General features: G+C 57.0%; 22 protein-coding genes. 15 read left to right on the forward strand and 7 right to left on the reverse strand.

Features of this window, described 5'->3' with window-relative positions; genetic code table 11:
- The first annotated feature begins 1 nt into the window (after position 1).
- From AOY24_RS08820 to nikR, 11 genes are all read left to right on the forward strand, one after another.
- Positions 2-1171 (forward strand): beta-ketoacyl-[acyl-carrier-protein] synthase family protein, encoded by a 1170-nt coding sequence (locus tag AOY24_RS08820; RefSeq protein WP_044253619.1) that lies wholly within the window; start codon positions 2-4, stop codon positions 1169-1171.
- Positions 1168-1644, forward strand: a complete 477-nt coding sequence (locus AOY24_RS08825; RefSeq protein ID WP_042998507.1) for a 3-hydroxy-fatty acyl-ACP dehydratase — start codon at positions 1168-1170, stop codon at positions 1642-1644. The genes AOY24_RS08820 and AOY24_RS08825 overlap by 4 nt, the downstream gene beginning before the upstream one ends.
- Positions 1641-2372: a 3-ketoacyl-ACP reductase FabG2 gene (locus tag AOY24_RS08830; protein ID WP_054176495.1), complete on the forward strand. Its 732-nt coding sequence runs from the start codon at positions 1641-1643 to the stop codon at positions 2370-2372. Before AOY24_RS08825 ends, AOY24_RS08830 begins: the two co-directional genes overlap by 4 nt.
- Positions 2369-3598 (forward strand): beta-ketoacyl-ACP synthase, encoded by a 1230-nt coding sequence (locus AOY24_RS08835; protein ID WP_042998509.1) that lies wholly within the window; start codon positions 2369-2371, stop codon positions 3596-3598. The genes AOY24_RS08830 and AOY24_RS08835 overlap by 4 nt, the downstream gene beginning before the upstream one ends.
- A gap of 1 nt (position 3599) precedes the next feature.
- Entirely contained in the window at positions 3600-4184 is a 585-nt protein-coding gene (acpT, locus tag AOY24_RS08840; RefSeq protein WP_044263918.1) for a 4'-phosphopantetheinyl transferase AcpT, read from the forward strand.
- A 136-nt stretch (positions 4185-4320) separates the two neighbouring features.
- Entirely contained in the window at positions 4321-5895 is a 1575-nt protein-coding gene (gene nikA, locus AOY24_RS08845) for a nickel ABC transporter substrate-binding protein (protein WP_054176496.1), read from the forward strand.
- Positions 5895-6839, forward strand: a complete 945-nt coding sequence (gene nikB, locus AOY24_RS08850; RefSeq protein ID WP_044253638.1) for a nickel ABC transporter permease subunit NikB — start codon at positions 5895-5897, stop codon at positions 6837-6839. The genes nikA and nikB overlap by 1 nt, the downstream gene beginning before the upstream one ends.
- Positions 6836-7669 (forward strand): nickel ABC transporter permease subunit NikC, encoded by an 834-nt coding sequence (nikC, locus tag AOY24_RS08855; protein ID WP_042998516.1) that lies wholly within the window; start codon positions 6836-6838, stop codon positions 7667-7669. The genes nikB and nikC overlap by 4 nt, the downstream gene beginning before the upstream one ends.
- Positions 7669-8433 (forward strand): nickel import ATP-binding protein NikD, encoded by a 765-nt coding sequence (nikD, locus tag AOY24_RS08860; protein WP_042998517.1) that lies wholly within the window; start codon positions 7669-7671, stop codon positions 8431-8433. Before nikC ends, nikD begins: the two co-directional genes overlap by 1 nt.
- On the forward strand, positions 8430-9230 hold the full coding sequence (gene nikE, locus AOY24_RS08865) for a nickel import ATP-binding protein NikE (RefSeq protein ID WP_054176497.1): 801 nt from the start codon (positions 8430-8432) through the stop codon (positions 9228-9230). The genes nikD and nikE overlap by 4 nt, the downstream gene beginning before the upstream one ends.
- Before the next feature lie 12 nt (positions 9231-9242).
- Complete coding sequence (gene nikR, locus AOY24_RS08870; protein WP_042323093.1) at positions 9243-9644, forward strand: nickel-responsive transcriptional regulator NikR; 402 nt, start codon at positions 9243-9245, stop codon at positions 9642-9644.
- Between the two features lie 93 nt (positions 9645-9737).
- Here nikR and AOY24_RS08875 read toward each other — a convergent pair whose 3' ends face one another.
- The 4 genes from AOY24_RS08875 to AOY24_RS08890 form a co-directional block, all read right to left on the reverse strand.
- Entirely contained in the window at positions 9738-10862 is a 1125-nt protein-coding gene (locus AOY24_RS08875; RefSeq protein WP_054176498.1) for an ABC transporter permease, read from the reverse strand.
- Positions 10862-13600: a ribosome-associated ATPase/putative transporter RbbA gene (rbbA, locus tag AOY24_RS08880; protein ID WP_054176499.1), complete on the reverse strand. Its 2739-nt coding sequence runs from the start codon at positions 13598-13600 to the stop codon at positions 10862-10864. The genes AOY24_RS08875 and rbbA overlap by 1 nt, the downstream gene beginning before the upstream one ends.
- Positions 13597-14664: an HlyD family secretion protein gene (locus AOY24_RS08885; protein ID WP_042998521.1), complete on the reverse strand. Its 1068-nt coding sequence runs from the start codon at positions 14662-14664 to the stop codon at positions 13597-13599. Before AOY24_RS08885 ends, rbbA begins: the two co-directional genes overlap by 4 nt.
- Positions 14665-14985: 321 nt before the next feature.
- Positions 14986-16179: an NAD(P)/FAD-dependent oxidoreductase gene (locus tag AOY24_RS08890; protein WP_054176500.1), complete on the reverse strand. Its 1194-nt coding sequence runs from the start codon at positions 16177-16179 to the stop codon at positions 14986-14988.
- Positions 16180-16409: 230 nt separating this feature from the next.
- Here AOY24_RS08890 and pitA point away from each other — a divergent pair, with 230 nt between their 5' ends.
- Positions 16410-17909: an inorganic phosphate transporter PitA gene (gene pitA / locus AOY24_RS08895; protein ID WP_042998523.1), complete on the forward strand. Its 1500-nt coding sequence runs from the start codon at positions 16410-16412 to the stop codon at positions 17907-17909.
- Between the two features lie 62 nt (positions 17910-17971).
- Here the strand turns inward: pitA and uspB are convergent, their stop codons facing one another.
- Positions 17972-18307 (reverse strand): universal stress protein UspB, encoded by a 336-nt coding sequence (gene uspB / locus AOY24_RS08900; protein WP_042998524.1) that lies wholly within the window; start codon positions 18305-18307, stop codon positions 17972-17974.
- Between the two features lie 402 nt (positions 18308-18709).
- Here uspB and uspA point away from each other — a divergent pair, with 402 nt between their 5' ends.
- Both uspA and dtpB read left to right on the forward strand, forming a co-directional pair.
- Positions 18710-19144 carry a universal stress protein UspA gene (gene uspA / locus AOY24_RS08905; RefSeq protein WP_000323571.1) on the forward strand — a complete coding sequence of 145 codons (435 nt, stop codon included), beginning with the start codon at positions 18710-18712 and terminating at the stop codon, positions 19142-19144.
- A 264-nt stretch (positions 19145-19408) separates the two neighbouring features.
- The gene (gene dtpB, locus AOY24_RS08910) at positions 19409-20881 is read left to right on the forward strand and encodes a dipeptide/tripeptide permease DtpB (protein ID WP_054176501.1); all 1473 of its coding nucleotides are present in this window, start codon (positions 19409-19411) and stop codon (positions 20879-20881) included.
- A gap of 77 nt (positions 20882-20958) precedes the next feature.
- Here the strand turns inward: dtpB and rsmJ are convergent, their stop codons facing one another.
- Together rsmJ and prlC are read right to left on the reverse strand one after the other, a co-directional pair.
- Complete coding sequence (rsmJ, locus tag AOY24_RS08915) at positions 20959-21729, reverse strand: 16S rRNA (guanine(1516)-N(2))-methyltransferase RsmJ (protein ID WP_054176502.1); 771 nt, start codon at positions 21727-21729, stop codon at positions 20959-20961.
- A gap of 7 nt (positions 21730-21736) precedes the next feature.
- Positions 21737-23779, reverse strand: a complete 2043-nt coding sequence (gene prlC / locus AOY24_RS08920) for an oligopeptidase A (RefSeq protein ID WP_044253702.1) — start codon at positions 23777-23779, stop codon at positions 21737-21739.
- A gap of 215 nt (positions 23780-23994) precedes the next feature.
- Here prlC and AOY24_RS08925 point away from each other — a divergent pair, with 215 nt between their 5' ends.
- Positions 23995-24837, forward strand: coding sequence for a 23S rRNA (adenine(2030)-N(6))-methyltransferase RlmJ (locus AOY24_RS08925; protein WP_042998528.1), 843 nt, complete (start codon positions 23995-23997; stop codon positions 24835-24837).
- The last annotated feature ends 48 nt before the right edge of the window (positions 24838-24885 follow it).

Here is a 24885-nt window from a genome sequence, read left to right on the forward strand (position 1 = left end):
TATGATTTACATTTCTGCGGTGGGCATGATTAACGCGTTGGGCAACGATACCGATGAAATCGCCGCTAACCTGACGCATGGCGTTGCACCCGGCATGCGCCCGCGCACCGGCTGGTTACAGGGGCATCCTCACGCGGTACTTGCTGGCGTGGACGGCGAACTGCCCGCCATCCCGGATGACTTTAGCGCCCACCGTTCGCGCAACAATCAGCTGCTGCTGGCGGCGCTCAGGCAGATCCAGCCGCAGGTGGATGAGGCCATTGCGCGCTACGGTCGCGATCGGGTTGCGGTGGTGCTCGGCACCAGCACGTCCGGTCTGGATGAAGGCGACACACACGTTAACCTGACGCTGAACGGCGAAGAGAGCCATCACTGGCAGTACGCGCAACAAGAACTGGGCGACCCGTCGCGCTTTCTCAGCCACTGGCTGAAGCTGGACGGCCCGGCATTCACCCTCTCCACCGCCTGTTCCTCCAGCGCTCGCGCTATCATCAGCGGACGCCGCTTAATTGAATCCGATCTCGTGGACGTCGCCATCGTCGGCGGCGCAGATACCCTGAGCCGGATGCCGATCAACGGCTTCCACAGTCTCGAATCGCTCTCGCCGACGCGCTGTCTGCCGTTTGCCCGCGACCGAAGCGGTATTACTATTGGCGAAGGCGCGGCGCTGATGCTGTTGACCCGCGAGCCACAGCCCATCGCGCTGCTTGGCGTAGGGGAATCCAGCGACGCGCACCATATTTCGGCACCGCACCCGGAGGGCGTTGGGGCCATTCGCGCCATCCAGCAGGCGCTGGACAATGCCGGTCTCACCCCCGAACAGGTGGGTTACATCAATCTGCATGGCACCGCCACGCCGCTGAACGACCAGATCGAATCCAGGGTGGTCAACGCGCTGTTTGGCGAGCGCGTCCCGTGCAGCTCGACCAAACACCTGACTGGCCACACGCTGGGCGCGGCAGGGATTACCGAAGCGGCGCTCAGCATGCTGATGTTGCAGCATGACCTGCCCCTGCCAGTACAGGACTTTAGTCTGTCGCCGCGCGATCCGGCGCTGCCGCCCTGCGGCATCATCGAGCAACCTCAGCCGCTTGAACGCCCGTTTATCTTGTCGAATTCGTTCGCCTTTGGCGGCAATAACGCCAGTATTCTGCTCGGGAGAATGTCATGAGCCACTATTTATCACCCGGCGAATACCTGCCGCACGACGCGCCCATGCTGCTACTCGAAGAGGTGGTTCGCGTGGGCGAAGACACCGCCGTTTGTTGCGTCACGGTGGCGAGCGGCGGCGTTCTCGCACCGTTCCTTGATCCGCAAGGCAATTTACCCGGCTGGTTCGCACTGGAACTGATGGCGCAGACCGTCGGCGTCTGGTCCGGCTGGCACCGCCATCAGCAGGGTCAGGGAGCGATCTCACTCGGGATGGTGCTCGGCGCGCGCGAACTGATTTGCACAGCCGGCGTTCTGCCCGCAGGCAAAACCGTATCCATTACCGTTAAGTTGCTGATGCAGGACGACCGTTTCGGCAGCTTCGAATGCGCGATTACCGCCGACGAAGAGACACTGGCGACAGGCCGCGTTAATACCTTCCAGCCATCGGCAGAAGAACTTCATTCTCTATTTCAACAAGGAGCGTCCGCATGAGTCGTTCAGTTTTAGTTACCGGCGCCAGCAAAGGCATCGGTCGCGCAATCGCCCGCCAGTTGGCAGCGGACGGCTTTGTGGTCGGCGTCCACTACCATCGTGATGCACAGGGCGCGCAGGAGACGCTGGATGCCATTCTCGCCGTCGGTGGCGCAGGGCGTCTGCTCAGTTTCGACGTGGCGAACCGCGAGCAGTGCCGCGAAGTACTGGAACAGGATATCGAGGCGCATGGCGCATGGTACGGCGTAGTCAGCAATGCAGGCATTGCCCGCGATGCTGCCTTCCCGGCACTCAGCGACAGCGACTGGGACACGGTGATCCACACTAACCTCGACAGTTTTTATAACGTCATTCAGCCGTGCATCATGCCAATGATCGGCGCGCGCCAGGGCGGTCGGATTATCACCCTGTCGTCGGTGTCCGGCGTAATGGGCAATCGTGGGCAGGTAAACTATAGCGCCGCCAAAGCCGGGATTATCGGCGCCACCAAAGCGCTGGCGATTGAACTCGCGAAACGCAAAATAACCGTCAACTGCATCGCGCCGGGGCTGATCGACACCGGAATGATCGAAATGGAAGAGGCCGCGCTGAAGGAAGCGATGGCGATGATCCCAATGAAACGCATGGGTCAGGCGGACGAAGTCGCCGGGCTTGCCAGCTATTTGATGTCGGATGTGGCGAGCTACGTCACCCGTCAGGTGATTTCCATCAATGGAGGGATGTTATGACACGTCGCGTGGTGATAACGGGCATGGGCGGCGTCACCGCCTTTGGGGAAAACTGGCAGGATGTTTCCGCCAGACTGCGTGCCTATGAAAACGCCGTGCGCAAAATGCCGGAGTGGCAGGTTTATGAGGGGCTACATACCCTGCTGGGCGCACCGATCGATGATTTCACGCTGCCGGAGCATTACACCCGTAAGCGCATCCGTGCGATGGGTCGCGTGTCGTTGATGTCTACCCGCGCCACCGAACTGGCGCTCGAACAGGCTGGACTGATTGGCGACGACGTGCTCACCAACGGGGAAACGGGTATTGCGTATGGCTCATCCACCGGCAGTACTGGCCCGGTGAGCGAATTTGCCACCATGCTGACCGAAAAGCACACCAATAACATTACCGGCACCACCTATGTGCAGATGATGCCGCACACCACCGCCGTCAATACCGGGCTGTTTTTCGGCCTGCGCGGACGCGTGATCCCCACCTCCAGCGCCTGTACGTCCGGCAGCCAGGCGATTGGCTATGCATGGGAAGCGATTCGCCACGGTTATCAAACCGTGATGGTAGCAGGCGGCGCGGAAGAGTTGTGCCCGTCGGAAGCGGCGGTGTTTGATACGCTGTTCGCCACCAGTCAGCGCAACGATCAACCGAAAACCACGCCGTCGCCGTTCGATGAACAGCGCGATGGGCTGGTGATTGGCGAAGGCGCCGGGACGTTGATCCTTGAAGAACTGGAACACGCGAAAGCACGCGGCGCGACGATTTACGGTGAAATCATCGGGTTTGCCACCAACTGCGACGCCGCGCATATCACCCAGCCACAACGGGAAACCATGCAAATTTGCATGGAACAGTCGCTGAAAATGGCAGGATTAAACGCGCTGGATATCGGCTATATTTCCGCACACGGCACGGCGACGGATCGTGGCGATATTGCGGAAAGTCAGGCGACTGCCGCAATTTATGGCGATAATGTGCCAATCTCCTCGCTGAAAAGTTATTTTGGGCATACCCTTGGTGCCTGTGGCGCGCTGGAAGCATGGATGAGTCTGCAAATGATGCGTGAAGGCTGGTTTGCGCCTACGCTAAACTTAAAACAGCCCGACGCCAACTGCGGCGCGCTGGATTACATCATGGGTGAAGCCCGCAAGATTGATTGTGAATTCTTACAGAGCAACAACTTTGCGTTTGGCGGCATCAATACGTCCATCATCATTAAACGTTGGTCCTGACATGTATCGGATCGTACTGGGAAAAGTTTCGACACTCAGCGCAGGCGCCTTGCCGTCTGCGTTAACCGATCTGGCGCCGCAGGGTCCGCGACGCGCACGCTGGCTGGCCGGTCGCGTTCTGCTTTCCCACACCCTCTCGCCGCTGCCGGAGATTGTTTACGGCGAACAGGGGAAACCCGCGTTTTCACCCGAGACGTCGCTGTGGTTCAACCTGAGCCATAGCGGTGACGATATCGCCCTGCTGCTGAGCGACGAAGGCGAAGTGGGTTGCGATCTCGAAATCATCCGCCCACGCGCCAACTGGCGCTCGCTGGCAAATGCGGTCTTCAGCCTCGGCGAACATGCCGAAATGGAAGCGGAACATCCGGATCGGCAGCTCGCCGCATTCTGGCGCATCTGGACGCAAAAAGAGGCAATCGTGAAACAACGCGGCGGCAGCGCGTGGCAGATCGTCAGCGTCGACAGCACCTTTGACTCCGGGCTTTCGCTGAGCCATTGCCAGCTCGATAACCTGAGCCTGGCCGTCTGCACTCCCACGCCCTTTACCCTGAACGCAGACGCGGTGCAGTGGCTGGAAACGGTCTGACATCGCAAACATACGATTTTCGTATAATTCGCGTGTTTGACCGCTCTTCTCTTGATCCAGAACACGTCAAAAGTATGATGATTCTTTAGAATCGTCATACTCATAAAGTCGTACCTCTACATCATTCGGGATCACCATTTTGTCCAGACTACGCCGCACACTTTTTGCGCTGCTGACCTGTGCGTCATTCCTTACGCACGCCGCTGCCACTGATGAAATTACGACCGCCTGGCCGGTCAACGTTGGGCCGCTTAACCCTCATCTGTATACCCCTAACCAAATGTTCGCCCAGAGCATGGTCTATGAGCCGCTGGTAAAGTATCAGGCCGATGGTTCGGTCATTCCGTGGCTGGCAAAAAGCTGGACCCACTCAGCGGATGGCAAAACCTGGACGTTTACCCTGCGTGATGATGTGACCTTCTCAAATGGTGAAGCGTTCGACGCCCATGCGACGGCGGAAAACTTCCGCGTGGTGCTCGATAACCGCCAGCGTCACGCCTGGCTGGAACTGGTCAATCAGATCGTCGATGTGAAAGCGCTCGACAAAAACCAGCTCCAAATCACCCTGAAAAGTGCCTATTACCCGTTCCTGCAAGAGCTGGCGCTGCCGCGCCCGTTCCGGTTTATCGCGCCGTCGCAATTTAAAGACAACGAAACGATGCGCGGTATTAAAGCGCCGATTGGCACGGGGCCGTGGGTACTGAAAGCGTCGAAGCTCAATCAGTACGATGTGCTGGTACGCAACGATCGCTACTGGGGTGAAAAACCACAGATTCAAAAAATTACCGTCAAAGTGATCCCGGATCCGACGACCCGCGCTGTCGCGTTTGAAACAGGCGACATCGACCTGTTATACGGTAACGAAGGGTTGTTGCCGCTCGATACCTTCGCCCGCTTCAGTCAGAACCCGAACTACCGCACCCAGCTTTCTCAGCCGATTGAAACGGTAATGCTGGCACTCAACTCAGCGAAAGCACCGACCAATGAACTGGCAGTACGTGAAGCGCTGAACTATGCGGTGAACAAGAAATCATTGATCGACAATGCGCTGTACGGCACGCAGCAGGTCGCCGACACGCTGTTTGCACCTACCGTTCCTTATGCCAACGTTGGCCTGAAGCCACGTCAGTACGACCCGCAGCAGGCGAAAGATCTGCTTGAAAAAGCCGGCTGGACGCTCCCCGCAGGTAAAGATATTCGTGAGAAAAACGGTCAACCGCTGCGCATTGAGCTGTCATTCATTGGCACCGACGCGCTGAGCAAATCGATGGCTGAAATTATCCAGGCCGATATGCGCCAGATTGGCGTTGATGTTGCACTTATTGGCGAAGAAGAGAGCAGTATTTATGCCCGCCAGCGCGACGGACGCTTCGGAATGATCTTCAACCGCACCTGGGGCGCGCCGTACGATCCGCACGCCTTTATGAGTTCGATGCGCGTGCCGTCACATGCGGATTACCAGGCTCAGCAGGGGTTAGCTGACAAAGCGTTAATTGATAAAGAGATTGGTGAAGTACTGGAAACCACCGACGACACCCAGCGTCAGGCGCTGTACAAAGACATCCTGACCCGTCTGCACAACGACGCGGTCTATCTGCCCATCAGCTATGTCTCGATGATGGTGGTCGCCAGACCTGAACTGGGCACAATTCCGTACGCGCCTATCGCCTCTGAAATCCCGTTTGAACAGATTAAACCGGTGAAACCCTGATGTTGCGTTATGTACTGCGGCGCATTCTGCTGCTGATTCCGATGATTTTCGCCGCCTCGGTGATTATCTTTCTGATGCTGCGCCTGGGCACTGGCGACCCGGCGCTCGACTATCTTCGCTTATCGAACCTGCCGCCGACGCCGGAAATGGTGGCCTCAACCCGCGTGATGCTGGGCCTTGATCAGCCGCTTGTCGTGCAGTACGGCACCTGGCTGTGGAAGGCGCTGCATCTGGATTTTGGCATCTCGTTCGCCACCCAGCGCCCGGTGCTGGATGACATGCTGAATTTCCTGCCCGCGACGCTGGAGCTGGCGGGCGCGGCGCTGGTGCTGATCCTGCTGACTTCCGTGCCGCTCGGTATCTGGGCGGCGCGTCACCGCGACCGTCTGCCGGATTTCGTCGTGCGACTGATTGCCTTCCTCGGCGTGTCGATGCCGAACTTCTGGCTCGCCTTCCTGTTGGTGATGTTCTTTTCGGTCTGGCTGCAATGGCTGCCCGCAATGGGCTACGGCGGCTGGCAGCATCTTATTTTACCCGCGGTATCGATCGCCTTTATGTCCCTGGCGATCAACGCCCGACTTCTGCGCGCCAGCATGTTAGAAGTCGCCGGGCAGCGTCACGTCACCTGGGCGCGTTTGCGCGGGTTGAACGACAAACAAACCGAGCGCCGCCATATTTTGCGTAATGCGTCGCTGCCGGTCGTCACCGCGGTTGGGATGCACATCGGCGAACTGATTGGCGGGACGATGATTATCGAGAACATCTTTGCCTGGCCGGGCGTCGGGCGCTATGCCGTGTCGGCGATATTTAACCGCGACTACCCGGTGATTCAGTGCTTTACGCTGATGATGGTGGTGGTCTTCGTGGTCTGTAACCTGATTGTTGATCTGCTGAACGCCGCGCTGGACCCACGCATTCGTCGTCATGAAGGAGCGCACTCGTGAACTTTTTCCTCTCTTCACGCTGGTCGGTTCGTCTGGCCATGATTGTCATCGCCCTGCTGGCGGTGATTGCGCTGACCAGCCAGTGGTGGCTGCCGTATGATCCGCAAGCGATCGATTTACCCTCGCGCCTGTTGGCCCCGGACAGCCAGCACTGGCTGGGTACGGACCATCTGGGACGCGACATTTTCTCTCGCCTGCTGGCGGCGACCCGCGTGTCGCTGGGTTCGGTGATGGCCTGTCTGCTGCTCGTGCTGGCGCTGGGACTGATTGTTGGCGGCAGCGCTGGACTGCTGGGTGGTCGTGTCGATCAAGCCACCATGCGCGTCGCCGATATGTTTATGACCTTCCCGACCTCCATTCTGTCGTTCTTCATGGTCGGCGTGTTGGGCACGGGACTCACCAACGTGATTATCGCCATCGCCCTGTCACACTGGGCGTGGTATGCGCGGATGGTGCGCAGCCTGGTCATCTCTCTGCGTCAGCGCGAGTTTGTTCTCGCATCACGGCTTTCCGGCGCAGGTCATGTCCGGGTATTCATCGACCATCTGGCCGGGGCGGTGATCCCGTCTTTGCTGGTGCTGGCCACGCTGGATATTGGACATATGATGCTGCACGTTGCCGGGATGTCTTTCCTCGGCCTTGGCGTGACAGCACCGACGGCGGAATGGGGGGTGATGATTAACGACGCCCGCCAGTATATCTGGACTCAGCCGCTGCAAATGTTCTGGCCGGGGCTGGCGCTGTTTATCACCGTGATGGCCTTCAACATGGTGGGTGACGCCCTGCGCGATCACCTGGATCCTCATCTGATCACGGAGCATGCCCACTGATGCCACAGCACATTGAACTGCAAAACATCGCTTTAGTGGCCGATCGCCCGCTGGTGCACGGTGTGTCGTTAACGCTCAAACGCGGACGTGTGCTGGCGCTGGTGGGTGGCAGCGGTAGCGGTAAATCATTGACCTGCGCGGCGGCGCTTGGGATTTTGCCCGCTGGTGTGCGCCAGACAAACGGAACGCTGCTCGCTGACGGCAAACCGGTGTCGCCTCGATCCCTGCGTGGGTTCAAAATTGCCACCATTATGCAAAATCCGCGCAGCGCGTTTAATCCCCTGCATACGATGGCGACCCACGCACGGGAAACCTGTCAGGCGTTGGGTAAACCGGCAGATGACGCCACGCTCGTCAACGCCCTGCAAGCCGTGGGCCTGGAGCAGGCCGATCGCGTGCTGAAGCTCTACCCGTTCGAGATGAGCGGCGGCATGCTACAACGCATGATGATCGCGATGGCGGTACTGTCCGATGCGCCGTTTATCATCGCCGATGAGCCGACCACCGATCTGGATGTGGTGGCACAGGCGCGCATCCTCGATCTGCTGGAGAGCATTATGCAGAGCCGGGCACCGGGCATGCTGTTGGTGACTCACGATATGGGTGTGGTCGCGCGACTGGCCGACGATGTGGCAGTGATGGATGACGGAAACATCGTCGAACAGGGTGACGTGGAAACCCTGTTCAGGGCACCCCAACACGCCATCACCCGCGGTCTGGTGTCGGCACATCTCGCTCTGTACGGTATGGAGTTAGCCTCATGACTTTACTCAGCGTCACAGACCTTTCTCATCAGTACGCCCACGCCAGCCTGGGCGGAAAACATCAGCATCAGCAGGTGCTGAAAGCGGTCTCTTTGCATCTGAAAAGCGGCGAAACCGTTGCCTTGTTAGGGCGCAGCGGCTGCGGAAAAAGCACGTTAGCGCGTCTGCTGGTCGGTCTGGAATCGCCCAGTCAGGGAAGCGTAAGCTGGCGCGGTGAACCGCTGGCAAAACTGAACCGGGCTAAACAAAAGGCGTTTCGCCGCGATATCCAGATGGTCTTTCAGGATTCCATTAGCGCAGTGAATCCGCGTAAAACTGTCTGTGAGATCCTGCGTGAACCGATGCGTCATTTACTCTCGTTGTCCAAAGCCGAACAGCTAACGCGGGTACGCGAGATGCTTCACGCCGTCGATCTGGATGAAAACCTGCTGGATAAACGTCCGCCACAGCTCAGCGGCGGTCAGCTCCAGCGCGTCTGTCTGGCCCGCGCACTGGTGGTAGAGCCGAAACTGTTGATTCTCGATGAAGCGGTGTCGAATCTCGATCTGGTGTTGCAGGCAGGCGTCATTCGTCTGCTCAAAAAAATACAGCAGCAGTTTGGTACCGCCTGCCTGTTTATCACCCACGATCTGCGGCTGGTGGAACGATTTTGCCATCGTGTGATGGTGATGGAGGACGGGCAGATCGTTGAGACACAGACTGTGGGTGAGGCATTAACCTTTTCCTCCGAGGCCGGTCGTGTGCTACAAAAGGCGGTACTCCCCGCATACCCCATGCGCCGTCGCGCCATTTCGTAAGGTTGATATCTGATGCAACGAGTCACCATCACGCTTGATGACGATTTACTGGAAACGCTGGATAGCCTGAGCCAGCGCCGTGGTTACAACAACCGCTCCGAAGCCATTCGTGACATTCTGCGCGGCGCGCTGGCGCAGGAAACCACGCAAGAGCACGGCACCCAGGGCTTTGCGGTGCTCTCCTACGTGTATGAACATGAGAAGCGTGATTTAGCCAGTCGCATTGTCTCAACGCAGCACCATCACCATGATTTGTCCGTCGCCACACTGCATGTGCATATCAATCATGACGACTGTCTGGAGATTGCCGTCCTGAAAGGCGACATGGGCGATGTTCAACATTTTGCCGATGATGTTATCGCCCAGCGCGGTGTGCGCCACGGCCATTTGCAGTGTTTGCCGAAGGAAGAGTAAGACTCAACGATGCCGCCGGGGGCGCTACGCTTGCCCGGCCTGCCTTTGCACTCCCGTAGGCCGGATAAGACTTCGTCGCCATCCGGCATCTGATTACGCCATCGTGCCAATCGTCTTTCTGAACCGCAGCAATGCGATCAGGAAGAACGCCGCGCCAATGGCGAGAAGCGTCAGAAACTGCGGCCAGACAATGCTGAACCCGGCGCCGCGATAGAGTATGGCCTGCGCAAGGCTGACGAAGTGGGTAGTCGGCATCGTCAGCATGATGTCCTGCACCACCTGCGGCATGCTTTCGCGCGGCGTGGAGCCGCCGGAAAGCATTTGCAGAGGCAAAAGCACCAGAATCATCAACAGCCCCAGTTGCGGCATGGAGCGCGCCAGCGTACCCATAAAAATGCCGATCGACGTGGTGGCGAACAGACTCAGCGCCACACCCAACATGAACAGCGGAATGGACCCTTCAATTGGCACGCCGAGCGCCCCTTTCACCATCAACATCAGCGACAGCCCCGAGACCACCAGCACCACCAGTCCCATTGACCAGACTTTCGCCATCATGATCTCAAACGGGGTGATCGGCATCACCAGCAGGTGTTCCACCGTACCGTGTTCACGTTCGCGTATCAGCGCCGAACCGGTCAGCACAATCGCCAGCATGGTGATGTTATTGATGATCGCCATCACCCCGCCAAACCACGCCGGATCGAGGTTCGGGTTGAAGCGCATTCGGGTCTCCAGCGAAACCAGCGGTTCACTGTTATCGCGATAACGCGCGACAAAACTGTTCACTTCGCCGCTGATGATATTCTGGATGTAGCTGTTACCAGTGAACGCCTGGCTCATGCGCGTGGCGTCAACATTCACCTGAATATCGGGTTGCCTTCCGGCCAGCACGTCCCGTTGAAAGTTAGGCGGAATATTGACCGCAAAGGTATAGCGACCCGCATCCAGCCCGGCATCCATCTCATCGGAGGTGATCATCTCCGGCGGTAAAAACCACGGACGGTAGAAGCTGTTGACGATACGATTCGAGAGTTGAGACTGGTCCATATCGGCAATGGCAATCGGCGCGAGATGCAGCGACCCCGGCAGCACGGTCGCGGAGGAGTACACCGAGACGGTAAAGGCAAACACGATCAGCGTCAGCATCGCCTTATCGCCCAACAGACTGCGCAACTCCTTGATGCCTAAATTATAAATATTGCGTAGTCGGCGCATCACCCCTCCTGTTTTTTCAGCAACAGCACGCTCAGCCCCATCACCACCGGAATGGCGATCAGCAGCGGTACAAACAGCGGCCAGAGATCGGTAAGATCCAATGCTTTCGAGAATGTGCCCCGGGCGATCGTCAGGAAATGGCTGGTTGGATAGATCTCGCCGATCCACCGTCCCGGTCCTTCCAGCGACGCCACCGGATCGATCATCCCGGAGAACTGCGTCGCCGGGATCAGGGTAATGATGGACGTGCCAAAAATTGCCGCAATCTGACTCTTCATGAACGTGGAGATCAGCAGCCCCATTCCCGTGGCGATGGTGACATACAATAGCGCGGCCAGGCTGAGCGTGAGGAAACTGCCCTTGTGCGGTACGCCAAACACAAACACCGACAGGGCGCACAGCAGCAGGAAGTTCAGCATCCCCAGCGCGATATACGGCAACTGTTTACCGAGCAAAAATTCACTGCGGGTGGTGGGCGTGACATACAGATTGATGATCGACCCCAGTTCTTTTTCCCGCACCACGCTCAGTGCGCTCAGCATCGACGGGATCATCATCAGCAACAGCGGAATGACCGCCGGAACAATCGCTGGCAGACTTTTCACATCTGGGTTGTAGCGATAGCGTGTTTCAATGTTCATGAGTCCACTCTGCCCTACTAGCATCGGCTGGCGGCTCGCCACGTCCTGTAGCCAGCTCTGGTGCATCGCCTGCACGTAGCCTTTTACCGTCTCGGCACGGCTGGGCATGGCGCCATCCACCCAGACGCCAATCTCCACCGGCGTCCCGCGCGCAATGTCACGACCAAAGTTAGGTGGGATTTCGATGGCTACTGCCACCTCGCCGGAACGCATCCGCCGGTCGAGATCGTCATAGCTGGTCAACGGCGGTTGTTCAATGAAGTAGCGTGAGCCTGCCAGATTCAATGACCAGGCCTGGCTGCTGACGGTTTGATCGCGATCGAGCACGGCAAAACGCAGGTTTTCGACGTCCATGCTGATGCCGTAACCCATGATCAGCATCAGGATCACCGTGCCCAGCAGCGCCAGCGTCGAACGCACCGGATCGCGCCTGAGTTCCAGCGCTTCGCGACGACTGTAGCTGAACAATCGCCGCAGGCTGAATCCCTGACGCGGTGGCTTCGCCTCTTCATGCTTTGTGTCCACCGGCACAGAGGTTTCAGGCGCCGGGCCCGCAGCCTCCTGGAGCCAGGAGATAAACGCCTCTTCAAGGCTTGTAGCCCCGCGCCGCTCAACCAGTTCCTGCGGCGTACCGCTGGCGAGCACTTTTCCGGCATGCATTAACGACATACGGTCACAGCGCTCAGCTTCGTTCATAAAGTGAGTGGAGATAAAAATGGTCACTTTGTCCTGACGCGACAAATCGACCATCAATTGCCAGAACATGTCCCTCGCCACCGGGTCAACGCCGGAGGTCGGTTCGTCGAGGATCAACATTTCCGGGCGATGGATCACCGCCACTGCCAGCGACAGCCGCTGTCGAATGCCTAGCGGGAGCGACTCGGGCAACGAATCCTCAACCTCCGCCAGCATAAAACGTTCGCTCATCTCCTGAACGCGTCGGGGGATTTCCGCTTCCGGGATGTGAAACAACCGGGCGTGGAGTTCAAGGTTCTGTCGAACGGTCAGCTCGCTGTACAGCGAAAACGCCTGCGACATGTAGCCCACCCGACGACGGGTGTCGATATCCTTCGGGTCGACTGGTTGACCGAACAGCCAGGCCTCCCCTTCACTGGCAGGCAGCAGCCCGGTCAGCATCTTCATGGTGGTCGATTTACCGCAGCCGTTGGAACCGAGGAAGCCAAAAATCTCCCCACGCGGGATGCGGAAGTTGACGTGATCGACGGCGACAAAATTGCCAAAGCGCATGGTCAGGTCTTTTGCCTCAATGGCAATGTCTTCCTGTTCTGCGTGATACGGCGGAATCACCACCGGCTGATACGCCTGCCGCTGCGCCTGTGGTAACAGGGCGATAAACGCCTGCTCCAGCGTCGCGCTGGCGGTTTTATCGCGGAGTTCCTGCGCGCTGCCGGTCGCCAGCACCTCGCCTGCGTTCATCGCCACCAGCCAGTCGAAACGCTCGGCCTCTTCCATATATGCCGTCGCCACCAGCACACTCATGTTGGTCTGCCGCTGACGAATATTCTCTATCAGATCCCAGAACTGGGCGCGAGACAGGGGATCAACACCGGTGGTCGGTTCATCCAGTATCAATAATTCCGGGTCATGGATCAGCGCACAGCACAGACCCAACTTCTGTTTCATCCCGCCCGAGAGTTTCCCCGCCGGACGATCGCGAAACGGCGCCAGACCGGTGCTGTTCAGTAACTCCGTAATCCGCGCTTCGCGCTCGGCTTTGTCATGACCGAACAAACGGGCGAAGAAGTCGACGTTCTCATACACCGACAACGTGTGATACAGGTTTTTTCCCAGGCCCTGCGGCATCCACGCAATACGCGGGCAGACGTCACGACGGTGTTTCGGATCGCGCATATCGCCGCCCAACACCATGACGTTGCCTTGCTCAATCACCCGGGCACCGGAAATGAGCGACAGCAGGCTTGATTTCCCCACGCCGTCGGGGCCGATCAACCCCACCATGCAGCGCGCGGGGATATCCAGCGTGATGTTATTCAGCGCCACCGTGGTCCCGTAATGCTGACTCACGCCGTCAAGGTGCGCCACGGGAGGAACGGGAACCAGCGCCAGAGCGGTCATTGCGGCAACCTCACCGCCAGCGAGTCAGGCCAGGGAAGCTGTTCGTTTAGTCTCACCCACGCCATGCCTGGCAAGCCGGTTTTGACATATTCCAGATGCTGCTGGAGTAATTCAGGGGGGATCCGCGCCTTGACGCGAAACATCAGCTTCAGGCGCTCATCGCTGGTTTCAACGGTTTTCGGCGTGAACTGCGCGACGCTGGCGACAAAACTGATCGTGGCGGGAATACGCAGGTCCGGCGCGGCATCAAGCACCAGACGGGCTTCACCGCCAATTTTCAGCAGACCTGCTTGTTCGGTGGGCAGAAAGAATGTCATGTAAACATCGCTGAGATCGACCATATTCAGCACCCGACCGCCCGCCGCCAGTACTTCTCCCGGCTCCGCCACGCGGTACTGAACCCGGCCATCACGCGGGGCTTTAAGCTCGCTGTCTTCGATATCCGCGACAATCCGCCGTTCGGTCGCCTGCGCGGCGTCGACGCGGGTTTGCGCCTGGATAATGCTGGTGCGCGCGGCTTCAATCGCTGCTTTCGTCGCAGAGACCTGCGCCTTTGCCGACTCCAGCGCCGCGCGTGCGCTTTCCGCGGCGGCACGATCGTCATCCAGTTGTTGCGCCGAGACCGCGCCACGCTGGGAGAGCGAGCGGGAACGGACGTGACGTTTGGAGACGGAATCCAGCTCGGCTTCACGCTGTTTCACTACCGACTGGGCAGCGCGGGTTTCGCTTTGCCGCTGTTCGAGCAGCGCCCGTGCAGCCGCCACGGCGCTTTCGGCCTCTTTGATTTGTGCGATGGCTTCCAGCCGTTGCTCCTGCAACACGCGGGTATCCATCTTCGCCAGCACTTCGCCCTGGCGAACGAACTGCCCCTCAGTCACGAGGATGGTATCAATACGTCCGGCGATTTTGGTGGCAATGTCCACTTCCGTCGCCTCGATTCTGCCGTTGCTGGCAGCAAAACCGTCCGGTACGCCTGCGGGCCGTAGACCCCACCACACGCCAGCAGCGATCACCACCAGTGCGCCCACAACCCACCACGTCAGATGACGTTTAATGTTGTCCATAATCGACCCGCCATAATCCCTGTTAGAAAACAATGCGTGTCACAAAACCCCACTGAACGGGCGTTCAGCGGTATCTTCCCTCCGGGATGAGAAGGAAAAAGTGAGAGTAGCCGGGCGGCGTACAGACGTCATGACTGCGCTCGCCGTGAAGGAAAGTGAATGACAGAGAAGTGCGAAAAACGGGTAGTAATGTTGTCATCATCAGCGTTCCTGGCCGTAAATGAAACACGCATACTCATAGCTAGTATCAATGGAATACTAGCATCATTATGGGTGATGTCTATTCGCTTATGGTTGGTAATGATATACAGGGTGAATGACTTACTCCCCGGCAAGATCCTGTGCACATGCCCAGGCGCTGGACCACGCCCACTGGAAGTTATAACCGCCCAGCCAGCCGGTGACGTCCATCACTTCGCCGATAAAGTAAAGACCCGGCACCTTGCGCGCTTCCATGGTACGTGACGACAGTTCGTGGGTGTCTACCCCGCCAAGCGTCACTTCTGCCGTGCGATAGCCTTCAGTGCCGTTCGGCTGTACGCGCCAGTCGGTCAACGTGTCCGTCAACGCCTGCTGGTCGCGCACGTTGAGCTGTTTGAGCGAGACGTCAGGGATCTGCCCGAGCTGTTGCAGGCACTCGACCAGACGCTTCGGCAGCAGCATCGCCAGCGTATTCTTCAGGCTTTGATTCGGATGGGCGCTGCGCTGTTCGTTCAGGACGTCATTCAGACTGACATCTGGCAGTAAATTAATGCTGACAAATTCGCCTGGCTGCCAGAAGCTGGAAATTTGTAAAACCGCAGGACCAGAAAGGCCGCGATGGGTAAAGAGCAGATTTTCACGAAAGACGGTACCGTCCTGCGCGGTGATGACCGACGGAACGGAAACGCCAGACAGCACCTGAAGCTGCTCCAGCAGCGGTTTGTGCAGGGTAAACGGTACCAGCCCGGCGCGGGTTGGCAGAACGTTCAGACCAAACTGTTCGGCAATTTTATAGCCAAACGGTGACGCGCCCAGACCGGGCATCGACAGTCCGCCGGAGGCAATCACCAGCTTTTTCGCACCGACAGTCGCCCCGTTCAGCGCCAGCGTAAAACCGTCGTCATCCTGCGCAACGCTCAGCACTTCACTGCGTAAGCGCAGGGTTACATTGCCTTTTTCACATTCCGCCACCAGCATATCGACGATTTGCTGCGCGGAGTCATCGCAAAAAAGTTGCCCGAGCGTTTTTTCATGCCAGGCGATGCCGTGCTTACTGACGAGATCGATAAAATCCCACTGGGTATAGCGCGCCAGCGCAGATTTGCAAAAATGCGGGTTTTGGCTTAAATAAGCCGCTGGCTCAACATAAAGGTTGGTAAAGTTGCAGCGACCCCCACCGGACATGAGGATCTTGCGGCCAGGCTTCTTTCCATTATCAATAAGCAGCACCCGACTGCCGGCCTGTCCTGCCTGTGCTGCACAGAACATACCTGCCGCGCCAGCGCCTATAATAATGGCATCAAACCTTTCCACTTTACGTTCCTCTCTGAATTCAGGGCGTGAATTGTAAAGTTATCTCAGTGGTCGCACCAGCGACAAAATCCTTAGGAAGAAGTATTTATATGAAATATATAAGATAATTCTTTATGGGCACTATTGTATTCAGACGTTAAATCAAAAAAAGTCTATATTTCACTTTGCCCGCGCCGCTAAAGTCACTGATAATGCGCCGCGTTCATGTCCTCAAGATGGCGTAACGTCCTATGCTACATTTGTTTGCTGGCCTGGATTTACATACCGGGCTTTTATTATTGCTTGCTCTGGCTTTTGTGCTGTTCTACGAAGCAATCAACGGCTTCCATGATACAGCCAACGCAGTCGCAACCGTGATCTACACCCGTGCGATGCGTTCGCAACTTGCGGTGGTCATGGCTGCGGTGTTCAACTTCTTTGGTGTGCTGCTGGGCGGTCTCAGCGTAGCCTATGCCATCGTGCATATGTTACCGACCGATCTCCTGCTCAACATGGGATCTTCGCATGGACTTGCGATGGTGTTTTCCATGCTGCTCGCCGCGATCATCTGGAACCTGGGTACCTGGTACTTTGGGTTACCCGCCTCCAGTTCCCACACGCTGATCGGCGCGATTATCGGCATCGGTTTAACCAATGCCCTGATGACCGGCACGTCAGTGGTGGACGCACTCAACATCCCGAAAGTCATCGGTATTTTTGCCTCGCTGATCGTCTCGCCCATCGTTGGCCTGGTGGTTGCAGGCGGCCTGATTTTCCTTCTGCGTCGCTACTGGAGCGGGACTAAAAAACGCGCCCGTATTCACCTCACACCAGCGGAACGTGAAAAGAAAGACGGCAAGAAAAAGCCGCCGTTCTGGACCCGTATCGCCCTGATTCTTTCTGCTATCGGCGTGGCCTTCTCGCATGGCGCGAACGACGGTCAGAAAGGCATTGGTCTGGTCATGCTGGTTCTGATTGGTGTGGCGCCAGCGGGCTTCGTGGTAAATATGAATGCTTCGGGTTATGAAATCACCCGTACTCGTGATGCCATCAACAACGTCGAAATCTACTTCCAGCAGCATCCTGATCTGCTGAAACAGGTGACGGGCGTCGATCAGTTGATTCCGTCTCCGGAACCGGCCGCAACGCAGCCGGCAGAATTCCACTGCCATCCGGCAAACACCCTTAACGCGCTGGATCGCGCGAAGGCGATGTTGTCGAACAATGTGGAAAGCTATGACAAGCTGAGCGTTGAGCAGCGCGGCCAACTGCGTCGCATCATGCTGTGCATTTCCGACACGACCGATAAAGTGACGAAACTGCCGGGCGTGAGCGCTGACGACCAGCGTCTGCTGAAGAAACTGAAAACCGATATGCTGAGCACCATTGAGTATGCGCCAATCTGGATCATCATGGCGGTCGCGCTGGCGCTGGGTATTGGTACCATGATCGGCTGGCGCCGCGTGGCGACCACCATCGGTGAGAAGATTGGTAAGAAAGGCATGACCTATGCTCAGGGGATGTCTGCGCAGATGACGGCGGCGGTCTCTATCGGTCTGGCCAGCTACACCGGGATGCCGGTGTCCACCACCCACGTACTCTCTTCCTCCGTCGCGGGGACGATGGTTGTCGACGGTGGCGGTCTGCAACGTAAAACGGTGACCAGCATTCTGATGGCATGGGTGTTCACATTACCCGCAGCGATTCTGCTGTCCGGTACCCTGTACTGGATCTCGCTGAAGCTGATTTAAGCGCAAAGAGAAAAGAAATTACCGTAACAAGCGGGTCAGGAAACTGGCCCGCTTTTTTTTGCTCAGTGCCAAATCAACAGGGCAATAAGACTGACCACCACGAGCCCACATAGCGCGCTGGTCAGAATGAACTGACGACGTACCCGCTCACAGCGGCGGATAAACTCATCATCATGATGATCGCGGTAGCGCTGGGCGTAGATATACCACACCAGGCGTACCTGCTTATTGGGTTGGCCGTGCGAGGTGAAAAAGCCGCCCCCATCAACATACTGATAGAGCAAAGGATCGCAACCACGAAGTACCACGAGCAGCGCGCGTAGCGACGAGAAATAGCGCGCCATATTCACAATGCAAACAACACATAATGCCCAGAATAATGCAACGGTGCTTATCATACGACCTCCCCGGCGACCCGCCCACGGAGCTCCGCTCCGGGACTACCGCTCCCCGAAACTTGCCAGACAGTCAATGAAAAAGTACGACTAAAAACCGCTCATTTTGAGCTTATCATCAGAGCGGCTCTCTAAATAGTGTAGGAGATCAGTTAATTTTTTTGCCAGAAGGTTAATCACTATCAATGCAATTATCTAAATATTTTGTTTAACTATTTGGTAAGCAAGGCGGATTGACGGATTATCCAGGTCGCTATACTGTAAGGATAGTCTCTACAATTCACTTCATCGCGGCTGAGCTAGCCCCGCGTAGACATATCGCACAGTTCGCAGGACGCGAGTGACGCAAGGTAGAAAAATCGCTAGCTGGCTGGTCATCGACAACTTTATGGAAGGAGTAATACTATGGCTTACAAACATATTCTCATCGCGGTTGATCTTTCTCCGGAAAGCAAAGTTCTGGTAGAAAAAGCCGTCTCTATGGCACGGCCGTACAACGCAAAAGTTTCCCTTATCCACGTTGATGTGAACTACTCTGACCTGTATACCGGCCTGATCGACGTCAATCTGGGCGACATGCAAAAACGCATTTCTGAAGAAACTCACCACGCACTGACCGAACTGTCCACCAACGCAGGCTATCCGATTACCGAAACCCTGAGCGGCAGCGGCGATCTGGGTCAGGTGCTGGTTGACGCCATCAAGAAATACGACATGGACCTGGTCGTTTGCGGTCATCACCAGGACTTCTGGAGCAAACTGATGTCCTCCGCGCGCCAGCTGATCAACACTGTTCACGTCGATATGCTGATTGTTCCGCTACGCGACGAAGAAGAATAAAACATCGCTAACCGGGTTATCCGGTCATGTCAGAGCGCCCGCCTTTGCGGGCGTTTTTGTTTCTGTCCTCTCCACAAACGATCAGTACAACCTCCCATCCCTCCAATCATAATTAGTGTGATCAACTAATTAGAACGAAATCAATCTGTATAATACTCTACGCTACCGGCTAATGGCCGCAGTCTATAACAGAGTCAGACTTTTTCGGCGCGTTTCGTATTACGCGTTCATACTTTTCGGGATGGCATTGAAAGGCGAAGCAATATGAATACATCTGCACCAACGGGTTTGCTGCAGCAACCCCGCCCGTTCTTCATGATCTTTTTTGTCGAGTTATGGGAACGATTTGGCTATTACGGCGTTCAGGGTATCCTGGCGGTTTTCTTTGTTAAGCAACTGGGATTCTCACAAGAGCAGGCGTTTATCACCTTCGGTGCCTTTGCCGCACTGGTCTACGGTCTGATCTCGATTGGGGGGTACGTTGGCGACCACCTGCTCGGCACCAAACGTACGCTGGTGCTGGGCGCGGTTGTGCTGGCGCTTGGTTACTTCATGACGGGAATGTCGCTGCTCAAACCGGACCTTATTTTTATCGCGCTTGGGACGATTGCCGTCGGCAACGGTCTGTTTAAAGCGAACCCGGCAAGCCTGCTCTCCAAATGCTATCCGCCAAAAGATCCACGTCTGGATGGCGCATTCACACTGTTCTACATGTCGATAAACATCGGTTCGCTGCTGTCGCTGTCGCTGGCGCCGGTGATCGCAGATAAGTTTGGTTATGCCGTCACCTATAACCTGTGCGGAGCGGGGCTGATTGTCGCGCTGCTGGTCTATTTCGCCTGCCGCGGTATGGTGAAAGATATCGGTTCCGAGCCAGACCATCTGCCGATGAGCTTCCACAATCTGCTGTATGTCCTGATTGGCACCGTGGCGATGGTCTTTCTCTGCGCCTGGTTGATGCACAACGTGAAAATCGCCAACCTGGTGCTGATTGTTCTGTCGATTGCGGTGACCATTATCTTCTTCCGCCAGGCTTTCAGGCTGGATAAAACCGGGCGCAACAAGATGTTTGTGGCGTTTATCCTGATGCTCGAAGCGGTACTGTTTTACATTCTGTATGCGCAGATGCCGACATCACTGAATTTCTTTGCCATCAATAACGTTCACCATGAGATCCTCGGTTTCACGATTAACCCGGTGAGCTTTCAGGCACTGAACCCGTTCTGGGTGGTGGTTGCCAGCCCGGTGCTGGCGGCGATCTACACGCGTCTGGGTAGCAAAGGCAAAGACCTGACGATGCCGATGAAGTTTACCCTCGGGATGTTCCTGTGCTCGCTGGGCTTTCTGACCGCCGCAGCGGCAGGCATGTGGTTTGCCGATGCGCAGGGACTGACGTCACCGTGGTTTATCGTACTGGTTTATCTGTTACAGAGCCTCGGCGAGTTGCTGATTAGCGCGCTGGGGCTGGCGATGGTCGCGGCACTGGTTCCGCAGCATCTGATGGGCTTTATTCTTGGGATGTGGTTCCTGACGCAGGCTGCTGCGTTCCTGCTGGGGGGTTACGTCGCGACCTTTACTGCCGTCCCGGAAAACATCACCGATCCGCTGCAGACATTGCCGATCTATACCGGCGTGTTCAGTAAAATCGGGCTGGTGACGCTGGCTGTCACCGTCGTAATGGCGCTGATGGTGCCGTGGCTGAACCGGATGATTAATACACCGGATACCGCGCAATAATCGTGATTGCCGGATGGCGGCTCACGCCTCATCCGGTCTACCCACACCGCGTCGTAGCCCGGATACGCGAAGCGCCATCAGGCGATCTGTTCATCCGCCAGAGGCGTGCCGGGATAAATATCAAACCGGTGCCCTTTGGTCACCACTGCATTTGGCGTAGCAACATCCGCCAGCGGCGGCGCGTAGTCCGGGCGTTTCACCACCACGCGTTTGGTTGCGAGCTGACGCGCTGGTTCCAGCAAGCCGTCGGCGTCCAGATCCGGGCCCACCAGCGACTGAAAGACGCGCATCTCTTTTTTCACCAGCGCGCTTTTCTGTTTGTGGGGAAACATCGGGTCGAGATAGACCACCTGCGGACGCGGCGTGATATCCGTCAGCGCCGTCAGGCTGGAGGCATGGATCAGCTGCAGTCGTGCCTGCAACCACGGACCGATTTCCGCATCGGCATAGCCGCGCGCCAGACCATCATCAAGTAGCGCCGCCACCACCGGGTTACGCTCCAGCATCCGCACATGACAGCCGACCGAGGCCAGAACGAATGCATCACGCCCCAGACCCGCAGTCGCATCGACGACATCTGGCAAATAGTCGCCTTTAACGCCCACCGCTTTTGCCACCGCTTCACCGCGACCGCCGCCGAACTTGCGGCGATGGGCCATCGCCCCGCCGACAAAATCCACGAAAATACCGCCGAGCTTCGGTTCATCGCGCTTACGCAACTCCAGATGCTCCGGTGTCAGCACCAGCGCCATCAGGTTGTTTTCGTCGTGTTCCAGGCCCCAGCGGGAGGCCAGAACAGATAAGGCGCCGTCTCCGGCGCCTGTTTCATCCAGTAAACAAATTTTCACTGAAGAACTAGCCTTTAATTCCGTAATGCTCAAGCATCGCGTCGAGCTGCGGCTCGCGGCCACGGAAACGTTTGAACAGTTCCATTGGCTCTTCAGACCCGCCACGCGTCAGGATGTTATCCAGGAATGACTGGCCGGTATCGCGATTGAAAATGCCTTCTTCTTCGAAGCGAGAGAACGCATCCGCAGCCAGCACATCAGCCCACAGGTAGCTGTAATACCCCGCCGCATAACCACCGGCGAAAATGTGACTGAATGCATGCGGGAAACGCCCCCAAGACGGCCCCGGCACCACGGCGACCTGTTTTTTGATTTCCGCCAGCGTTTCGAGGATTTTCGCCCCTTGCTGCGGGTCAAATTCCGCATGCAGACGGAAGTCAAACAGACCGAACTCCAACTGACGCAGGATAAACAGCGCCGCCTGGTAGTTCTTCGCCGCCAGCATTTTATCCAGTAATTCCTTCGGCAGCGGTTCGCCAGTCTCGTAATGGCCGGAGATAAACGCCAGCGCGTCCGGTTCCCAGCACCAGTTTTCCATAAACTGGCTCGGCAGCTCGACCGCATCCCACGGCACGCCGTTGATCCCGGAAACGCCAGCGGTCTCGATGCGGGTCAGCATGTGATGCAGGCCGTGACCAAATTCGTGGAACAGAGTGATCACTTCATCGTGGGTGAACAGCGCCGGTTTGCCATTCACCGGGCGGTTAAAGTTACAGGTCAGGTAAGCGACCGGTTTTTGCAGTGAGCCGTCGGATTTACGCATCTGACCGACGCAGTCATCCATCCACGCCCCGCCGCGTTTGTGCTCACGGGCATAGAGATCGAGATAGAAGCTGCCGCGCAGTTCATTGTTTTCGTCATACAGCTCAAAGAAACGCACGTCCGGATGCCAGACATCCACATCCTTACGCTCTTTTGCGGTAATACCATAAATACGTTTCACCACTTCAAACAAGCCGTTAACGGCTTTGTTTTCCGGGAAGTACGGACGTAATTGCTCATCACTGATGCTGTAGAGATGCTGCTTCTGTTTTTCGCTGTAGTACGCGATATCCCACGGGTTCAGCTCATCGACGCCAAACTCCGTTTTCGCGAAGGCGCGCAGTTGCGCCAGCTCTTTCTCGCCTTGCGGACGCGCGCGTTTTGCCAGATCGGTTAAAAACTCCAGCACCTGCTGCGGGTTTTCCGCCATTTTGGTGGCGAGCGATTTAAAGGCATAGCTTTCAAAGCCCAGCAGTTGCGCCAGCTCGTGGCGCAGGGCGAGAATTTCCGCCATCACCGGGCTGTTGTCCCATTTACCGGCGTTAGGTCCTTGATCGGACGCCCGGGTCACATAGGCACGATACATCTCTTCACGAAGCTGCCCGTTGTCACAGTAAGTCATCACCGGCAGGTAGCTCGGGATATCCAGCGTCAGCAGATAGCCTTCCTGCTCTTTCGCTTCAGCCTGTGCTTTTGCTGCCGCCAGCGCGCTTTCCGGCATCCCGGCCAGCTCTGCTTCATCAGTAATCAGCTTCGTCCAGCCCATGGTGGCGTCGAGGACGTTGTTGCTGTACAGGTTGCCCAGTTCAGACAGGCGGGTGGCGATCTCACCGTAGCGCTGCTGTTTTTCTTTCGGCAGGCCAATCCCGGAGAGCTCAAAATCACGCAGCGCGTTATCCACGGCTTTTTTCTGTGCGGTGTTCAGCGTGGCGTAATGATCGCCGTCACGCAGGTCACGGTATGCCTTGTATAAACCTTCATGCTGACCGACCCAGGTGCTGTATTCCGATAGCAACGGCAGGGTTTGCTCGTAGGCTTCGCGCAGTTCCGGGCTGTTTTTTACTGAATTCAGATGGCTGACCGGAGAAAAAATACGCCCCAGGACGTCATCGACTTCCGCCAACGGTTGGCAAAGATTTTCCCAGCTGTAGGGTGCGCCCTGTGCTACGACGCGCTCCACATTCTCACGGCAGTCGTTCAGCGCTTTGGTTACCGCCGGGACCACATGTTCCGGCTGAATGTTGGAAAAAGGCGGTAGCTCGAAAGGCGTCAGTAAAGGATTGGTCATAAACGCTGTCCTGTTAGAATAAGGTGAATGTCGCGCGCGTCCGGCGCTGTGCAATATCCCTGTAGAATGGGGATAAGTGTAGAGGATTTCAATGCCAGGCGTTGCGCTTTCGCGGCAGCGGTGAGTTTTCTGTATACTGTGGCGATAGGCTTTTTATTCGCCCGAAAGCGTGACGCTAATCGGGCCTACGTTTACAACCTGGAACACGTTTACCCATGCTCAGTTATCGCCACAGCTTCCACGCTGGCAACCACGCCGACGTCCTTAAACACACGGTTCAGAGCCTGATCATCGAGTCGCTCAAAGAGAAAGAGAAGCCGTTTCTCTATCTGGACACCCATGCAGGCGCGGGCCGTTATCAGCTAAGCGGCGAGCATGCTGAACGCACTGGTGAATACCTGGAAGGTATCGCCCGCATCTGGCAGCAGGACGATCTGCCGGCCGAACTCGAGCCGTACATCGGCGTGGTCAAACACTTCAACCGTAGCGGGCAACTGCGTTACTACCCCGGCTCCCCGCTGATCGCGCGTCAACTGCTGCGCGAGCAGGACAGCCTGCATATGACGGAGCTGCATCCGAGTGATTTCCCGCTGCTGCGAGGTGAATTCCAGAAAGATGAACGTGCCCGCGTAGCCCGTGCCGACGGCTATCAGCAACTGAAGGCAAAGCTGCCGCCGGTCTCTCGTCGTGGTTTGATTCTCATCGACCCGCCTTACGAGATTAAATCGGACTACCAGGCCGTTGTCGCCGGGATTAGCGAAGGCTATAAACGTTTTGCCACTGGGACGTATGCGCTGTGGTATCCGGTCGTGTTACGCCAGCAAATCAAGCGCATGGTGCACGATCTGGAAGCGACCGGCATCCGTAAAATCCTGCAAATTGAGCTGGCGGTCCGCCCGGACAGCGACCAGCGCGGCATGACCGCCTCCGGCATGATTGTGGTCAACCCGCCGTGGAAGCTGGAAGCACAAATGAACACAGTGCTACCGTGGCTGCACAGCAAGCTGGTGCCAGCGGGTACCGGGCATACCTTAGTAAACTGGATCGTGCCTGAGTAATTGCAGCCATCGGTGGAAACTATTGATTTCAGGTATACAATCGCGGCA

The sequence above is a fragment of the Citrobacter sp. CtB7.12 genome (genome assembly GCF_001297795.1).
Classification (GTDB): domain Bacteria; phylum Pseudomonadota; class Gammaproteobacteria; order Enterobacterales; family Enterobacteriaceae; genus Citrobacter_A; species Citrobacter_A amalonaticus.

Bases quoted from the DNA above. Each gene is read 5' to 3' on its own strand.
- AOY24_RS08820 (WP_044253619.1), top strand. From the start codon at position 2: ATGATTTACATTTCTGCGGTGGGCATGATTAACGCGTTGGGCAACGAT.
- AOY24_RS08825 (WP_042998507.1), top strand. From the start codon at position 1,168: ATGAGCCACTATTTATCACCCGGCGAATACCTGCCGCACGACGCGCCC.
- AOY24_RS08830 (WP_054176495.1), top strand. From the start codon at position 1,641: ATGAGTCGTTCAGTTTTAGTTACCGGCGCCAGCAAAGGCATCGGTCGC.
- AOY24_RS08835 (WP_042998509.1), top strand. From the start codon at position 2,369: ATGACACGTCGCGTGGTGATAACGGGCATGGGCGGCGTCACCGCCTTT.
- acpT (WP_044263918.1), top strand. From the start codon at position 3,600: ATGTATCGGATCGTACTGGGAAAAGTTTCGACACTCAGCGCAGGCGCC.
- nikB (WP_044253638.1), top strand. From the start codon at position 5,895: ATGTTGCGTTATGTACTGCGGCGCATTCTGCTGCTGATTCCGATGATT.
- nikD (WP_042998517.1), top strand. From the start codon at position 7,669: ATGCCACAGCACATTGAACTGCAAAACATCGCTTTAGTGGCCGATCGC.
- nikE (WP_054176497.1), top strand. From the start codon at position 8,430: ATGACTTTACTCAGCGTCACAGACCTTTCTCATCAGTACGCCCACGCC.
- nikR (WP_042323093.1), top strand. From the start codon at position 9,243: ATGCAACGAGTCACCATCACGCTTGATGACGATTTACTGGAAACGCTG.
- AOY24_RS08875 (WP_054176498.1), bottom strand. From the start codon at position 10,862: ATGCGCCGACTACGCAATATTTATAATTTAGGCATCAAGGAGTTGCGC.
- rbbA (WP_054176499.1), bottom strand. From the start codon at position 13,600: ATGACCGCTCTGGCGCTGGTTCCCGTTCCTCCCGTGGCGCACCTTGAC.
- AOY24_RS08885 (WP_042998521.1), bottom strand. From the start codon at position 14,664: ATGGACAACATTAAACGTCATCTGACGTGGTGGGTTGTGGGCGCACTG.
- pitA (WP_042998523.1), top strand. From the start codon at position 16,410: ATGCTACATTTGTTTGCTGGCCTGGATTTACATACCGGGCTTTTATTA.
- uspB (WP_042998524.1), bottom strand. From the start codon at position 18,307: ATGATAAGCACCGTTGCATTATTCTGGGCATTATGTGTTGTTTGCATT.
- uspA (WP_000323571.1), top strand. From the start codon at position 18,710: ATGGCTTACAAACATATTCTCATCGCGGTTGATCTTTCTCCGGAAAGC.
- dtpB (WP_054176501.1), top strand. From the start codon at position 19,409: ATGAATACATCTGCACCAACGGGTTTGCTGCAGCAACCCCGCCCGTTC.
- prlC (WP_044253702.1), bottom strand. From the start codon at position 23,779: ATGACCAATCCTTTACTGACGCCTTTCGAGCTACCGCCTTTTTCCAAC.
- AOY24_RS08925 (WP_042998528.1), top strand. From the start codon at position 23,995: ATGCTCAGTTATCGCCACAGCTTCCACGCTGGCAACCACGCCGACGTC.